Consider the following 14,470-nt stretch of genomic DNA (forward strand, 5'->3'; position numbering starts at 1 on the left):
GCCGGTCGTCACGGGTAGAGCCCGCGCATCCGGTGCGCGTCGGCCACCCGGCCCACGCCGATGACGTGCGCCGCCTGCCTGAGCGTCAGCCCGCGCTCGGCGGCCAGCGACTTCACCTCGGAGTAGGCGCCCTGCATGAGGTCGCGCAGCTTGAGCTCGACCTCGCCGGAACTCCAGGAGTAGGCCTGCATGTTCTGGACCCACTCCAGGTAGGACACGATCACCCCGCCCGCGTTGGCCAGGATGTCGGGCACGACCGTGGTGCCGGAGGCGGCGAGGATCTCGTCGGCCTGCGGCGTGGTGGGCCCGTTGGCGCCCTCGACGATCAGCCTGGCCCGGATCCTGGGCGCGTTGGCCTCGGTGATCGCGCCTTCCAGCGCGGCCGGGACCAGCACGTCGACGTCCAGCTCGAACAGGTCGTCACGGGCCAGGGCGTCGGCGTGGCGGTAGCCGCGCACGCCGCCTTCCTCGGCGGCCCAGGCGCGCAGCCGGGCGATGTCGAGGCCGCTGCTCGCGTAGACGGCGCCCGTGACGTCGGAGACGGCCACGACCTTGCAGCCGGCGTCGGAGAGATATTGCGCGGCCAGCGCGCCCACCTTGCCGAAGCCCTGCACGGCCACGGTCACGCCCTCGGGCGAGCCGCCCAGCGCGGCCAGCGCCGCGATCTGCACGCCGCGCGAGGTCGCGCCCGCACGGCCGAGCGAGCCGCCCAGCGTCATCGGCTTGCCGGTGACCACGCCGGGCACGGAGTAGCCGGCGTTGACGCTGTAGGTGTCCATGACCCACGCCATCGTCTGCTCGTCGGTGCCGACGTCGGGCGCGGGGATGTCCTTCTCCGGGCCGATCAGCGGCAGGATCTCGTTGACGTAGCGGCGGGTCAGCCGCTCGAGCTCGCGGGTGGTGAGCCCGGCCGGGTCCACGGCCACGCCGCCTTTGGCGCCGCCGTACGGGATGCCGACCAGCGCGCACTTCCACGTCATCCACATCGCGAGCGCGGTGACCTCGTGGATGTCGGTGCTGGGATGAAACCGGAGCCCGCCCTTGGCGGGGCCGCGTGAGACGTTGTGCTGGACCCGGTATCCCTGGACGACGTCGAGCCGTCCGTCCTCGCGCCGCACCGGGACCGAGACGGTCAGGGAGCGGCGGGGCGTGGCCAGCATCGTGCGGAGCCCGTCGTCGAGCCTGAGCTGCTCGGCGGCCTGGTCGAGCTGGTGGAGAGCGGAGTCGAGCGCTTGACGGCCCGGTGTGATCAGGGCCGGCGTCGTTGACGGCACCATGATGCTCATTGAAGAGTTTCCTCCTGGTATTTACGCCCTTTTTGCAGGGAAAGCGCCGTTGCCTTCCACTTTGGGCGATGTTGTTACGATCATCCTATAGGCGAGGGGTTTGGACTTGCCTAGATCTTGGAAGAAATCCAAGCCGGTGACCGAGGTGCCACGAGCGGCGCCACTCTGGCAGGCTTGTCGAGCGGATGTATGCCGAATCGTCGATCTGAGGAGTGGAATGCCCGCACTCGTGGTGGGGCCGATGCTGCGTTATGTCGATCGTGACAGCGCCTCGATCTGGGTGGAGACCGCCGACCCCTGCACGGTCACCGTCGAAGCGGACGGCAGGGCTTACCGGTCGCCTACCTTCACCGTGCACGGACACCACTACGCGATCGTGGATCTCGTTGGACTCTCCCAGGATATCGGGTCCTATTCCGTCACACTCGACGGGGAGGCCGTATGGCCCCTGGCGGGTCGCCCGCCCAGCCGGATCAGGCTGTTGCCCCCCGAAGGGCTGCGCAAGCTGATGTTCGGCTCGTGCCGCACCAGCGTGCCCCACGACACCACACACGTGATCACGCACGGCTACGACATGCTGAACGAGCTCGGCGCCCACCTTGCGCAGGCCGGCGACGAGGAGTGGCCCGACCTGCTGCTGTTCCTCGGCGACCAGGTCTACGCCGACAGCCCGTCGCCCGAGGTCCTGGCCTACATCAGGTCGCGAAGGGACACCGAACCGCAGGGGGAGATCGCCGACTTCGAGGAGTACGCCGAGCTCTACCGCGAGGCGTGGACCGACCCCGACATCCGCTGGGTGTTGTCCACCGTGCCGACCGCGATGATCTTCGACGACCACGACGTGCGCGACGACTGGAACACCTCGAAGACCTGGCGCGAGCAGATGGCCAGGACACCATGGTGGCGCCGCCGGGTCATCGCCGGGCTCGGGGCCTACTACGTCTACCAGCACCTCGGCAACCTCTCACCGGCCGAGCGCGCGGCGGACCCGCTCCTGCAGAAGCTGCTGAGCGGCGACGGCGACACCGGAGACGCGCTCGACGCGTTCGCCGACAAGGCCGACACCGAGCCGAGCAGCAACCGCTGGAGCTACGCCCGCGACCTCGGCGACACCCGCCTGATCATGGTCGACACGCGGTGCGCCAGGCAGCTCACGCCCGGCGACCGCCGCATGCTCGACCCCGACGAGTGGGCCTGGCTGGAGGAGCAGGTCACCCGCCCGGCCGAGCGGCTGATCATCGGCTCGTCGATCCCGTTCCTGCTGCCCGAGGGTGTTCACGGAGTTCAGAGCTGGAACGAGGCCCTGTGCGACGGCAAGTGGGGCCGCCTGGTGGCCAGGTGCTCCGAGATGCTCCGGCAGGCCGTCGACCTGGAGCACTGGGCGGCGTTCCGCCGCTCGTTCGAAGACCTGGCCACGATGCTGATCGAACTCGGCAAGCCCGTGCTGATCCTCTCCGGCGACGTGCACTACTCCTACCTCGCCAAGGCCAACACCGGGCCGGTCTACCAGGTCGTGTGCTCGCCGATCCGCAACCCGCTCAGCCGGGTGCTGCGCTGGGCCAACGTGTTGACCCAGTTCGGCCTGGCCACGCTGGTGGGCGGCCTGCTGGCGCGGTCGGCGGGCATCCCGAAGGCGCCCTTCCGATGGCGGATCGTCAAGGGCCCCTGGTTCCAGAACGCGGTGGCCACCCTGACCCTCCCCGGCACGCTGACCTGGTACGAGTCGCGCGACGACACCATGAAGCCGATCGAGTCCGTACGCGTGGGCTGAGGCCCTACCGCTCCTTCAAGGCGTAGAGAGCGTCGGTGAGCTGGTCGATCCCCCAGATCAGGTCGTCCTCGGAGACGACGATCGGCGGAGCCAGCCGGATCGTGGAGCCCTGCGTGTCCTTGACCAGCACGCCGCGCCTCAGCATCGCCTTCGACACCTCGCGCCCGGTGGCCAGCGACGGATCGATGTCCACGCCCGCCCACAGCCCGCGCCCGCGGATCTCGGAGACACCTTTGCCGACCAGGCCGCGCAGCCGGGCGTGCAGGGTCTCGCCGAGCTTGGTGGCCCTGGCCTGGAACTCGCCGGTGTTCAGCAGCTCGATGACCGCGATGCCCACCGCGCACGCCAGCGGGTTGCCGCCGAACGTGGACCCGTGCTGGCCGGGGTGGATGACGCCGAGCACGTCGCGGTCGGCCGCGATGGCCGACACCGGTACGACGCCGCCGCCGAGGGCCTTGCCCAGGACGTAGATGTCGGGCACGACCCCTTCGACGTCGCACGCGAACGTCTGCCCGGTGCGGCCCAGGCCTGACTGGATCTCGTCGGCGATCATCAGCATCCCGCCGGCCGAGCACAGCTCCCTGACCTCGGTCAGGTAGCCGTCCGGCGGCACCAGCACCCCGGCCTCGCCCTGGATGGGCTCGACGAGCACGGCGACCGTGTTGGCGTCGACGGCCTGCCTGATCGCGTCGGCCGAGCCGTAGGGCACGATCCTGAAGCCCGGCGTGTAGGGGCCGAAGTTGTCGTGGGCGTCGGCGTCGGTGGAGAAGCTGATGATCGTGGTGGTGCGGCCGTGGAAGTTGTTCTCCATCACGATGATGTTGGCCTGGTCGGGCTCGACGCCCTTGACTTCGTAGCCCCACTTGCGCGCCACCTTGATGGCGGTCTCGACGGCCTCGGCGCCGGTGTTCATGGGCAGGACCATGTCCTTGCCCGTGAGGTCGCCCAGTCCGGCGCAGAAGTGCGCGAACTGGTCGTGGTAGAACGCGCGGCTGGTCAGGGTCAGCCGTTCGAGCTGGTCCCTCGCCGCCTCGACGATCTTCGGGTGGCCGTGGCCGAAGTTGAGCGAGGAATAGCCGGACAGGCAGTCCAGATAACGTTTCCCCTCGACGTCGGTGACCCACGCTCCATGCGCCTCGTGGATCACCACGGGCAGAGGGTGGTAGTTGTGTGCGCTACGGCTCTCGCTGATCTCGATCAGCTCTGCGCTGGTGGTCATGGTCAGTTCTCCCCCCTGATCTCCAGTGTGCAGCACTTGGGGCCCCCACCCGCCTTACGCAGCTCCGACAGGTCGACCGGGAGCACCTCATACCCTCGGCGCTTCAGCTCCAACTGCAGGTTGGAGGCCTCGGCGTTGATCACGACGTGGGTGCCGTCGCTGACCGCGTTCAGGCCGAGCACCTCGGCGTCCAGGGCGCTCGCCAGCACCGCGTCGGGGAACATGTGGCGCAGCACCTCCTGGCTGCCCGGCGAGAAGGCCTGCGGGTAGTACGCGACGTTCCGGCCGTCCAGCGGGAACAGCGCCGTGTCCAGGTGGTAGAAGCGCGGGTCGACCAGGGTCAGCGAGATCACCGGCCGGCCCAGGATCTCCTGCGCCTCCTGGTGGGCGCGCACGTCCGTGCGGAAGCCCGTGCCGGCGAGGACGATCTCGTCGAGCGCGAGGAAGTCGCCCTCGCCCTCGTTGACGTGTTGCGGCTCGTGCGCCGGATATCCGCGTTCGGCGAACCAGCGCAGATAGGCCGAGCCCTCGGGACCGCGCTGCGGGTAGGCGAACCTGGCGCCGTAGACGCGCCCGTCGACGACCAGCGCGCCGTTGGCGGCGAACACCATGTCGGGCAGCCCGTCGATCGGGTCGATCAGGCTGACGCGATGGCCGAGTTCCTCGTATGCGGCTTTGAGGTCTTCCCACTGCCGAACCGCGATGTCGCGGGACGCGCCGGCTTCGGGGCGCATCCACGGATTGATGCTGTATTCGACGGCGAAGTACTCAGGGCGACACATGAGGAAGTGTTTGGGCATGCAGCGCTCCATCATCGTTGACCAGGGAAATCCCGCTCTGGAGGGACGCAGCCAGCCTAGGAACCGCCCGTCATGGCGGCCAAGAGGTCGACATTGCGTATACGCGCAGGTCTGTTGCGTCTTTCAGGCACCCGTGGACGGTCCGTTGCGCGGTTGGGGCACGGTGGTGCCAGGAGGTGCGTCCACCAGCCTGGAGAGCACGATGACGCTCTTGGTCCGCACCACGAAGGTCTCCGCGGCGATGCGCTCGATCACCCGCTCCACGTGGCGGACGTCCGTCGCCCTGATGTGCAGCAGCGCGTCGGCCTCGCCGGTGATCGTGGCCGCCCCGACCACCTCGGGGAACTTGGCCACGGCCAGCGCGATGTCCGACGGCTTGGTCTTGCCCTGGCAGAACAGCTCCACGTAGGCCTCGGTCGTCCAGCCCAGCGCCTGGGGCGCCACCCGCGCGCTGAACCCGGTGATCGCCCCCGTCGCGCGCAGCCGGTCGACCCGGCGCTTGACCGCCGACGCGCTCAGCCCCACGTGATCACCGATGTCCGCGTACGTCGCACGGGCGTCGTCGACGAGCGCCGCGATGATGTCACGATCGAGCCGGTCCAGTTCCACGCGCTCTGTATACAGCCTGGCCAGGCTGGCGCGCGACGTGCGGCGCGCGGGAGACTGGGCGCCCGAACCGTGTCCGGAGGGTTTTCACCACGATGAGCGCAGCGAGTTTCCCCGAGGGTTTCGTCTGGGGAGTGTCGACCTCCGCTTTCCAGATCGAGGGGGCCACGACCGCCGGCGGCCGCGGCCCGTCCATCTGGGACGGCTTCTCCGCCGACCGCGCCGAGGCGTGCGACCATTACCACCGCCATACCGAGGACGTGCGGTTGATGAAAGACCTCGGAATAGCCGCCTACCGGTTCTCGGTGAGCTGGGCGAGGGTGATTCCCGACGGCTGCGGAAAGGTGAACACAGCGGGGCTCGACTTCTACGATCGGCTGCTCGACGAGTTGCTCGCCGCGGGCATCACACCCTATGCCACCCTTTATCACTGGGACCTGCCGCAGGCGCTGGAAGGCCAGGGCGGCTGGCCGGTCCGCGACACCGCCCGCCATTTCGCGGATTACGCCGCGGCCGTTCACGAGCGCCTCGGTGACCGGGTCGACACGTGGTTCACGGTGAACGAACCGTGGGTTGCGGCCTTTCTCGGATATGGCTCCGGCATTCACGCGCCCGGCAGGACGTCGGCGGCCGACGCCTTCCGCAGCGCCCACCACCTGCTGCTCGCCCACGGGCTGGCCGTCCAGGCGCTGCGCGACGCCGGGGCCGCCAAGGTGGGCGCCGTCGTCAACATCTCACCCGTGCTGACGCCCGCCCAGGTGAGCGACGCCGGCAGGGAGCTGAGCGAGGAGGACGCCGAGGCCGTGGCCAGGATCGACGCCCTGGCGAACCGGCAGTTCCTCGACCCGATGTTGCGCGGCGCCTACCCCGCCGACCTGATCCCGCTCATCGAGCGCCACGCGGGGCTCGGCCACGTTCGCGACGGCGACCTCGACGTCATCGCCCGGCCCATCGACCTGGTCGGCGTCAATTACTACGCGCCGCTGGTGGTGCAGGCGCAGCCCAGCGAACCCGCCGATCCGGCTTTCCCGGGAAGCGAGGGCGTGCTCTTCTGCACGGTGCCCACGGCGGTCACCGCCATGGGCTGGCCCATCGTGCCCGGTTGTCTCTCCCAGCTGCTCGGCCGCCTTTCGCGGGAATATCCGGAAACCGACCTGATGATCACCGAGAACGGCGCCGACTTCGTCGACGTGGTGACCGGCGACGGCATTCACGACGTCGACAGGATCAGCTTCATCGAGGAACACCTGCGTGCCCTGAGATCCGCGATCGAGAACGGCGCCAGGGTCCGTGGATACTTTGTCTGGACGCTGCTCGACAACCTCGAATGGGCCGACGGATACCAGCGCAAGTTCGGCCTCGTGCACGTGGACTTCGCCACCCAGAAACGCCGTCCGAAGGACAGCGCCCGGTGGTATCACGACGTCATCGCGCGCAACGGCCTGACCGAGACCCGCGCCAGACGGCCCACCCTGGAGACCGTGGCCGCCCGCGCCCGCGTCTCCAGAGCCACGGTCTCGCGCGTCGTCAACGGCGAGAGCTCGGTGAGCGCCGAGGTTCGCGCGACGGTGATGCGGGCCGTCAGAGAGCTCGGCTACGTGCCCAACGCCGCCGCCCGCAGCCTGGTCACCCGGCGCACCAACACGGTCGCCCTCGTCCTGTCGGTGCCCAGGCAGGGCGGAGATCCGCTGACCGCGGCCGTCGTCCAGTACGTCACCAGCATGTTGGAGGGCGCGGGCAAGCAGATCACGCTCATGCTGGCCGACACCGCCGAGAGCCACCGCCGCATCGCCTCCCACATGGAGGCGCGGCTGGCGGACGGCGTCGTGCTCCTGCCGCCCGACCGGGCCGACACCCTGGCCGAGCGGCTCTCGCGGACCGGCGTGCCGATCGTGCTGCTCGGCAAACCCGCGGTCGCGTCGCTGGTGCCGTACGTGGACGTCGACAACGCCGGGGGAGCGGCGGCCGCCACCGAGCACCTCATCGCGCGCGGCCGCCGCCACATCGGCATGATCTGCGGCCCCATGGACCTGACCTCCGTCCAGGACCGCCTCGCCGGTCACCGCGCGGCCCTCCATCGCGCCGGCATGCGGCCGATTCTGGCCCCGGCCGACGACCTCACCCGCGCGTCCGGCGCGGAGGCCGCGCGCCGGCTCATCGGCGACAACCCGTCACTGGACGCGATCTTCGCGGCCGGCGACCAGCTCGCCATCGGGGCGTTGCGGGCGGCGCAGGAGGCCGGGCGGCGGGTGCCGGATGACCTGGCGATCGCGGGCTTCGACGACATCGACGCCGCCTCGGCCACCACCCCGCCGCTCACCACCGTGCGCGTCCCCGTCGCCGACCAGGCCCTCGCGCTCGCCCGGCTCCTGCTGTCGCGCCTGGAGGGCCGCCACGTCACGTCCGTCGTGCTCCCGGCCCGGCTCGTGGTCAGAGACTCCACCTGACGCCCGCCTTCTTCGGGCACGTGCCGCGCCCCTCGTCGCCGCACGTCGAGGCGGTGGGCCGCCGCCGGGCCAGCCGGCTGCGGCGGGCCCGTACGCGCGTACGGGCCCGCTGGGCGGTCAGGAGGTGGAGAAGGTGAACCAGTTGACGTTGACGAAGTCGGCCGGCTGGCCGCTGCTGAAGGTGAGGTAGACCGTGTGCGTCCCGGTCACCCCGGAGATGTTGGCCGGGATGGTGCGCCAGCTCTGCCATCCGCCGGTGTTCCCCACGGCGAAGTCACCGATGGGCGTGGCCGTGGGGCTGTCGAGCCGCACCTGCACGAGCCCGCTGACCCCGGCGCCCGCCCCGGATGCCACCCTGGCCTTGAACTGGCGGGCGGCCTGCGAGCCGAACCGCACTCCGTCGAAGCGGAGCCAGTCGCCGTTGGAGATGGCGCCGACGTTCTGGCCGCCGCCCGAGTCGGTGGTCGTCTCGACCATGGTGCCCGACTGGGCGTTGTAGCGCTCGGCCTGGATGGTGGAGCGGGCGTCGACGTCGCCGGGCGGGTCGGTCGGGTCGGGGTCGGGGTCGCCGCCGCCCGTGCCGCTCTGCCAGACCGCGACGTAGTCCACCATCATCGGCCTGCCGGGCACGGTGTCACCCGTGGGGGTGCCGAAGCCGGCCACGCCGTTGGGGAACGCGCCGCCCATCGCCACGTTGAGCAGCAGGAAGTAGCCGGCGTGGCCGGTCATGTTGTTCCAGGTCGTGGCGTCGAACCGGGACTGGCTGAGGCTGTGGAACAGCTGGCCGTCCACGTACCAGCGCAGCTGGTTGGGGCTCACGCTGCGGTCCCACTCGAAGCGGTAGGTGTGGAAGGCCGACTGGCAGGAGGCGCCGGGGCAGGCGCGGCTGGCGCCGAGGCCGTTGTTCTCCTCGCACGGCCCGCCGGGGGCGACGCCGCAGTGGAGCACGGCCCAGACGGAGTTGAGGCCGTTGACGTTCTCCATGATGTCGAACTCGCCGATCCCCGGCCAGTTCCAGTAGTTGCCCCGGTACGGCGACCCGAGCGCCCAGAACGCCGGCCAGTAGCCGAGGGCGGCGTTGCCGGTCACGTTCGGCATCTGGATGCGGCCCTCGATGCGCAGGATACGCCCGTCGGCGGGCTTGAAGTCGGAGCGCCTGGTCTCGATGCGGGCCGAGGTCCACTCGCCGGAGCCGCTGCGGAGCGGGGTGATGCGCAGGTTGCCCGAGCCGTCGAGGCTGAGGTTGGAGGTGCTGGAGGTGTAGTTCTGGATCTCGCCGGTGCCCCAGTTGGCCGGGCCGCCGGGGTAGGCGTGCCCCGTGTCGATGATCCAGTTGTCCGACGAGGGCAGGGTGTTCGCCGGGCCGTTGAAGTCGTCCGACCAGACCAGTGACCAGCCGGACGGCGTGGACGGCACGGAGGCCGAGGCGCCGGCGGTCATCTGGACGAGCAGCCCGGTGAGTGCGGTGAGCACCACGGCCACGGCCGCCAGGCGGCGCCGGTGCCTGTTCGCTGTTGTCATCATCGCTCCATGGGGGGTTGGATGCGAGAGAGCGCTCTCTCAACGATGTGAACACAGCGCGCACGTCCTGTCAACGATCACCGCCACCTGCACGCCGCCCTCGGGGAAGCGCTGACCGGAGAGCTTCTAGAGAGCGCTCTCGTTATGGCTCATGCCCGTACGTCACAGCAGGTCCACGGCGGTCGCGCCGATCGCGGTCAGCGAGCGCGTGGGGGACACCGTGGGAGACGAGTGAGACCCGCGGCGCCGCACGTCCAGTGTGGTGCCGCGGGTCTCTCCCGAGTCAGCCCTTGGCGGTCTCGCCGTTGGCCTGTGCCTGCTCCATCGCCTCTTCGGGGGAGGCCTCGAGGTCCTGCTCGGCGTCGGCGGACTGGGCGGTGGACTTGTCGAGGCGGACCCAGCTCGTCACGCTCTCCACCGCGAACAGGACGAACAGGTAGGCCGTCAGCACCGCCAGCACCGGGGTCAGCGCTCCGAGCGCGGCTCCGGCGCCGATGATGAGCAGGCGCAGCTCCCATCCGAGGCCCGCGTGGAACACCCAGGCGGGCGGCCAGATGCTCTGGCGGGTGCGGTAGACGGTGTCGTAGGTGTGGTAGCCCACGACGTACACCAGCACGAACAGCAGCCACCTCGGCGCGTCGGCCGCGAGACCGATAGCGATCATGGTGAGGAACTCGGTGCCCCGCAGCAGTGGCGGGGTCAGCCAGTCGAAGCGGCCCAGATGGTCGCGCGGCGCGGTGGGCAGCACCAGCAGCAGCATGATCGCCACGGGCAGGAGCAGGAGCGGGCCCGGCTCCAGCACGCCGGCGACGATGAGGCCGACGATCGCCAGCAGGGCGACGAGCGTGGCGGGCACGGGCGGCAGGCCTTTGCCGATCTTGCCGGCCAGCGCGTGGGCGAGCGGGCCGTCGTCGCGGTAGGCGAGCAGGCGGGCGGTCTGGATGCGGCGGCGTTCCTCGTCGGGATCCGGCGTGGGGGTGGCCATGGCCTGCGGTTGGGTGATCATACGAGCGACCTCATGAGGCGTCCGGTGAGGGTGTAGATGGCGGCGACGGAGCCCCAGATCACCAAGGTGAGGAAGGTGATCCGGGCGTCGAAGAGGGCGGCGGTGATCGCGATGGCCGCGAACCGCTCGCCGATGGGGAAGACGATCATCTTACGCGCCCAGTGGACGGCGCGGTTCTTGCCCGCCTTGCTCCACATCTTGAGCACGCCCCGCACGCCCTGGCTGCGCTCGACCTTCCGCCGCGTCAGCGCCTCACGCAGATCGCGGTCGTCGGGCGCGTCGAGTGCCAGGGTGGGCAGCTTGGCCGGTGGCTTGCGGCGGTTGGAGATGCCGAAGGAGAAGTCGAGCAGGTGGCGCACCGACTGCAGGCCGAGCGCGGCCAGCGCCAGGATCCAGATGTCCTCGCTGTTGCCGGAGACCACCCAGCCGATGGCCAGCCCGGCGAAGACCACGTATTCCTTGAACCGGTCGAACGTGGCGTCCAGCCACGCCCCCAGCACGCCGAACTTGCGGGCGTAGCGGGCCACCTGCCCGTCGACGCAGTCGAAGACGAACGCGAAGTAGATCAGGATCCCGCCCGCCACCATCCACGGGCGATCGCCCGTGGCGAAGCAGGCGGCCGCGGCCACGCCGAGCGCGATCGAGATCAGCGTGACCTGGTTGGGCGTCAGCCCGCGCCTGGCCGCCCAGCGGGCGATGAAGCGGGAGTAGGTGGAGACGAAATAGGTGGTGAAGAAGCCGTCGGCGCCCTTGACCGCGTTGTTGAGCCTGGAGCGGTCTTCGTCCATGCCGGTCATCTCGGTGCCCGCCTCGTTGACCTCCTCCTGGGTGGTGACCCGGCGGTAGAACAGGTCGCGGCGGCCGCGGATGCCGACCGACACGCCGTTGCGCACCAGGCCGAACGCGATGAGCTGCACCAGGTCGTCGTCATCGCCGAAACGGTCGGCGATCTCGGCCAGCTCGCGGCAGGTCTCGGCCAGCGCGGGCGCGTTGCGCGCGCTCACGTGCAGCGGGCCGAGCAGCGCCGCGTTGGGCCGGGTGACCGCGTGGTGGGCGGTGCCCACCGAGACGATGCGGTTGGACTTGCCGATGCGGGCGCGGACGGGCAGGCCTTCGAGGCGTTCGTAGCCGATCTCCGGCTCCGCCTCCGCGATCGGGACGCGCCCCTCCTGCACGGGCTCGTCGTCGCCGTCTTCCTGGCCGTTGTCTTCCTGACCGGTGTCCTCCTGCGCCTCCTCGGTGATCCCGTAACGCGGCTCCTTCGCGACGAGCGCCAGCGCACCGCGCTTGGACTTGGTGATCTGGTAGATCAGCTCGTCGTGGACGACGGAGTTGGTCGGGATGATGAAGAGGTTTTCCGTTGCTGATGCGGCGACATCGGCCAGGGCTCGCAGGGCGGCGGCCACATCGCCTGACTCGATGGTGGCGGGCCGCGGATCCATGGAGGTGACCTGGCTGCGTAGTCGTTCGGCCACGGTGGGGTTGCCGGTTAGCGCGGCCAGCCTCAGGCCGGTCGGAGAGGTTTCGGGGCCGGGCGAAGCGCCCAGCAGGACCACGCGGGTCATGTCTCCCTTTCGAGGCGATTGCGGGGGGTTGAACAACGGGTGATGCGGGGACAGGCGTCAAAGTCTAGTGAGGGTTACGCAAAGTCGCGTCAACAGAGCATGCCCGTAACGTCCGCCCGTCGGTACCGAGAGTGGCCGTAAGATGTCCGAGTGAGTCTCTACCGTGACGAAGGCGTGGTCCTGCGTACACAGAAACTCGGTGAGGCCGACCGCATCGTCACCATTCTGGCCAAGCGCACCGGCAAAATCCGCGCGGTGGCCAAGGGCGTGCGCCGCACGACGTCGCGTTTCGGGGCGAGACTCGAGCCGTTCACCCATGTCGACCTGCAGCTGCACACCGGGCGCACCCTCGACGTCGTCACCCAGGCGGAGACGCTGAGGCCCTATGGAGAGGCGCTGGCCGCCGACTATCCGCGCTACACCGCGGGCACCGCGATGCTGGAGACCGCCGACCGGCTGACGCACGGGGAGAAGGAGCCGGCGCTGCGGCAGTTCCTGCTCCTGGTGGGCGGGCTGCGCACGCTCGCCGACCGGGATCACGAGGCCAGATTGGTGCTGGACGCCTATTTCCTGCGCTCCCTGGCCGTGGCCGGCTACGCCCCCGTGCTCGACGCGTGCGCCCGGTGCCGGGCCCCGGCGATCAGGGCGTTCGCCATCGTCGCCGGCGGCGTGGTGTGCGGGGCCTGCAAGCCGTCCGGGTCCGTCGTGCCCGCCGGAGAGACGATCGGGCTCATGGCCGCGCTGCTGCGCGGCGACTGGGCCCTGGCCGACGCCTCCGAGTCGCGCCATCGCAGCGAGTGCAGCGGCCTTGTCGCCGCCTATCTGCAGTGGCACCTCGAACACGGCATACGCTCTCTCCGACACGTCGAAAGGGAGCCCGCGTGAACGTCCGACCACCGTCCCCGCATCCGTCAGGCGCGACACCGCCGCCGATCCCGCGTGAGCTGGTGCCCCGGCACGTCGCGATCGTCATGGACGGAAACGGCCGCTGGGCCAAGGCGCGGGGGTTGCCACGCACCGAGGGGCACAAAGCAGGCGAATCCTCGCTGTTCGATGTCATCGAGGGGGCTCTCGAACTGGGCATCCCCTATCTGAGCGCGTACGCGTTCTCGACGGAGAACTGGAAGCGCTCGCCCGACGAGGTGCGTTTCCTCATGGGCTTCAACCGCGACGTCATCCGGCGGCGTCGCGACGAGCTCAACGCCATGGGCGTGCGCGTGCGCTGGGCCGGCCGGCCCGGGCGGCTGTGGAAGAGCGTCATCTCCGAGCTGCAGACGGCTGAGGAGATGACCGTCGCCAACCGTAGGCTGACTCTGCAGTTCTGCGTCAACTACGGCGGTCAGGCCGAGATCGTCGACGCGGCGGTCCGGATGGCCGAGGACATCGCGGCCGGGCGGGTGAAGCCGTCCAAGGTCAGCGAGAAGGTGTTCGCCCGCTATCTCGACGAACCGGAGATCCCCGAGGTCGACCTGTTCGTACGGTCGTCGGGCGAGCAGCGGTTCTCCAACTTCCTGCTGTGGCAGTCGGCCTACGCCGAGATGGTGTTCCTCGACCGGCTCTGGCCCGACTTCGACCGCAGGGACCTGTGGGAGGCGTGCGAGATCTACGCCAAGCGCGACCGCCGCTACGGCGGGGCGCTGCCCAACCAGGTCTAGCGGCTCAGGCGCGGCGGCGGGCACGATAGGCGGCGACGTGCATGCGGTTGCCGCACGTGCGGCTGTCGCAGTAGACGCGCGAGCGGTTGCGTGACTCGTCGACGAACACCCGGTCGCAGTCGGGCGCCGCGCACGTGCGCAGGCGTTCGGCCTCTCCCTCGACCAGCAGGTGGGCCAGCGCCACCCCGCAGTCGGCCGCCACGTGCTCGGCCAGCGCCGCGTCGGCGGCGAAATAGTGCACGTGCAACGGGTGCCCGTCGTGCTCCGTGAGCCTGGGCGTGATGCGCGTCTCCGACAGCAGCGCGTTCAACGTGCGGACCGCGGTCGGCTGGTCGGTGGCGGTGAAGACGCGGTGGAACGCCTCCCGCACCATCCGCACCTGGCCGAGGTCGCGGGCCGTGAGCCGGCTCACGCCGCTGATCTGGCGGGACTCCACGAACTCCTGCAGTTCGGCCAGGCCGGCCAGGCCCTCGTCGCCGCCGGTGGAGGGCGAGGTGTTGACCAGCTCGACAACGGTGGCCAGCGAATGCACCATGTCATGGCCAAACGGCATGTTGACTCCTGTACGCGCCGGGTTCTAGCGTTGTCGCAGCG

General features: G+C 70.0%; 12 protein-coding genes. 4 read left to right on the plus strand and 8 right to left on the minus strand.

Going from position 1 to position 14,470, the window contains the following annotated elements; genetic code table 11:
* Positions 1–8: 8 nt before the first annotated feature.
* Positions 9–1,286, minus strand: coding sequence for a Glu/Leu/Phe/Val dehydrogenase (locus ABGB01_RS01790; protein ID WP_347769524.1), 1,278 nt, complete (start codon positions 1,284–1,286; stop codon positions 9–11).
* Positions 1,287–1,503: 217 nt separating this feature from the next.
* On the opposite strand from ABGB01_RS01790, the gene ABGB01_RS01795 reads away from it, so the two are divergent.
* Positions 1,504–3,057, plus strand: a complete 1,554-nt coding sequence (locus ABGB01_RS01795; RefSeq protein ID WP_347769526.1) for an alkaline phosphatase D family protein — start codon at positions 1,504–1,506, stop codon at positions 3,055–3,057.
* A gap of 4 nt (positions 3,058–3,061) precedes the next feature.
* Here the strand turns inward: ABGB01_RS01795 and rocD are convergent, their stop codons facing one another.
* The 3 genes from rocD to ABGB01_RS01810 form a co-directional block, all read right to left on the minus strand.
* Complete coding sequence (rocD, locus tag ABGB01_RS01800) at positions 3,062–4,276, minus strand: ornithine--oxo-acid transaminase (RefSeq protein WP_347769528.1); 1,215 nt, start codon at positions 4,274–4,276, stop codon at positions 3,062–3,064.
* A gap of 2 nt (positions 4,277–4,278) precedes the next feature.
* Positions 4,279–5,076, minus strand: coding sequence for a dimethylargininase (ddaH, locus tag ABGB01_RS01805; protein WP_347769530.1), 798 nt, complete (start codon positions 5,074–5,076; stop codon positions 4,279–4,281).
* Between the two features lie 123 nt (positions 5,077–5,199).
* Positions 5,200–5,685 (minus strand): Lrp/AsnC family transcriptional regulator, encoded by a 486-nt coding sequence (locus ABGB01_RS01810; protein WP_347769532.1) that lies wholly within the window; start codon positions 5,683–5,685, stop codon positions 5,200–5,202.
* A gap of 92 nt (positions 5,686–5,777) precedes the next feature.
* On the opposite strand from ABGB01_RS01810, the gene ABGB01_RS01815 reads away from it, so the two are divergent.
* Positions 5,778–8,129 (plus strand): GH1 family beta-glucosidase, encoded by a 2,352-nt coding sequence (locus ABGB01_RS01815; RefSeq protein WP_347769534.1) that lies wholly within the window; start codon positions 5,778–5,780, stop codon positions 8,127–8,129.
* A gap of 117 nt (positions 8,130–8,246) precedes the next feature.
* On the opposite strand, the gene ABGB01_RS01820 is transcribed toward ABGB01_RS01815, so the two are convergent.
* From ABGB01_RS01820 to ABGB01_RS01830, 3 genes are all read right to left on the minus strand, one after another.
* Complete coding sequence (locus ABGB01_RS01820; RefSeq protein WP_347769536.1) at positions 8,247–9,650, minus strand: glycoside hydrolase family 16 protein; 1,404 nt, start codon at positions 9,648–9,650, stop codon at positions 8,247–8,249.
* 283 nt (positions 9,651–9,933) lie between these two features.
* Positions 9,934–10,656 (minus strand): DUF5941 domain-containing protein, encoded by a 723-nt coding sequence (locus tag ABGB01_RS01825; protein WP_347769538.1) that lies wholly within the window; start codon positions 10,654–10,656, stop codon positions 9,934–9,936.
* A complete protein-coding gene (locus ABGB01_RS01830; RefSeq protein ID WP_347769540.1) occupies positions 10,653–12,221 on the minus strand; it encodes a CDP-alcohol phosphatidyltransferase family protein in 1,569 nt (522 codons plus the stop codon). Before ABGB01_RS01830 ends, ABGB01_RS01825 begins: the two co-directional genes overlap by 4 nt.
* Positions 12,222–12,371: 150 nt before the next feature.
* Here ABGB01_RS01830 and recO point away from each other — a divergent pair, with 150 nt between their 5' ends.
* Both recO and ABGB01_RS01840 read left to right on the plus strand, forming a co-directional pair.
* On the plus strand, positions 12,372–13,106 hold the full coding sequence (gene recO, locus ABGB01_RS01835; RefSeq protein ID WP_347769542.1) for a DNA repair protein RecO: 735 nt from the start codon (positions 12,372–12,374) through the stop codon (positions 13,104–13,106).
* Positions 13,103–13,876 carry an isoprenyl transferase gene (locus ABGB01_RS01840; RefSeq protein WP_347769544.1) on the plus strand — a complete coding sequence of 258 codons (774 nt, stop codon included), beginning with the start codon at positions 13,103–13,105 and terminating at the stop codon, positions 13,874–13,876. Before recO ends, ABGB01_RS01840 begins: the two co-directional genes overlap by 4 nt.
* A gap of 4 nt (positions 13,877–13,880) precedes the next feature.
* On the opposite strand, the gene ABGB01_RS01845 is transcribed toward ABGB01_RS01840, so the two are convergent.
* Complete coding sequence (locus tag ABGB01_RS01845) at positions 13,881–14,429, minus strand: CGNR zinc finger domain-containing protein (RefSeq protein WP_347769546.1); 549 nt, start codon at positions 14,427–14,429, stop codon at positions 13,881–13,883.
* Positions 14,430–14,470: the final 41 nt, after the last annotated feature.

Source organism: Nonomuraea sp. B5E05 (assembly GCF_039880665.1).
Taxonomy (GTDB): domain Bacteria; phylum Actinomycetota; class Actinomycetes; order Streptosporangiales; family Streptosporangiaceae; genus Nonomuraea.

Bases quoted from the DNA above. Each gene is read 5' to 3' on its own strand.
- ABGB01_RS01845 (WP_347769546.1), bottom strand. From the start codon at position 14,429: ATGCCGTTTGGCCATGACATGGTGCATTCGCTGGCCACCGTTGTCGAG.
- ABGB01_RS01820 (WP_347769536.1), bottom strand. From the start codon at position 9,650: ATGACAACAGCGAACAGGCACCGGCGCCGCCTGGCGGCCGTGGCCGTG.
- ABGB01_RS01795 (WP_347769526.1), top strand. From the start codon at position 1,504: ATGCCCGCACTCGTGGTGGGGCCGATGCTGCGTTATGTCGATCGTGAC.
- ABGB01_RS01825 (WP_347769538.1), bottom strand. From the start codon at position 10,656: ATGATCACCCAACCGCAGGCCATGGCCACCCCCACGCCGGATCCCGAC.
- ABGB01_RS01815 (WP_347769534.1), top strand. From the start codon at position 5,778: ATGAGCGCAGCGAGTTTCCCCGAGGGTTTCGTCTGGGGAGTGTCGACC.
- ABGB01_RS01790 (WP_347769524.1), bottom strand. From the start codon at position 1,286: ATGAGCATCATGGTGCCGTCAACGACGCCGGCCCTGATCACACCGGGC.
- ddaH (WP_347769530.1), bottom strand. From the start codon at position 5,076: ATGCCCAAACACTTCCTCATGTGTCGCCCTGAGTACTTCGCCGTCGAA.
- rocD (WP_347769528.1), bottom strand. From the start codon at position 4,276: ATGACCACCAGCGCAGAGCTGATCGAGATCAGCGAGAGCCGTAGCGCA.
- ABGB01_RS01830 (WP_347769540.1), bottom strand. From the start codon at position 12,221: ATGACCCGCGTGGTCCTGCTGGGCGCTTCGCCCGGCCCCGAAACCTCT.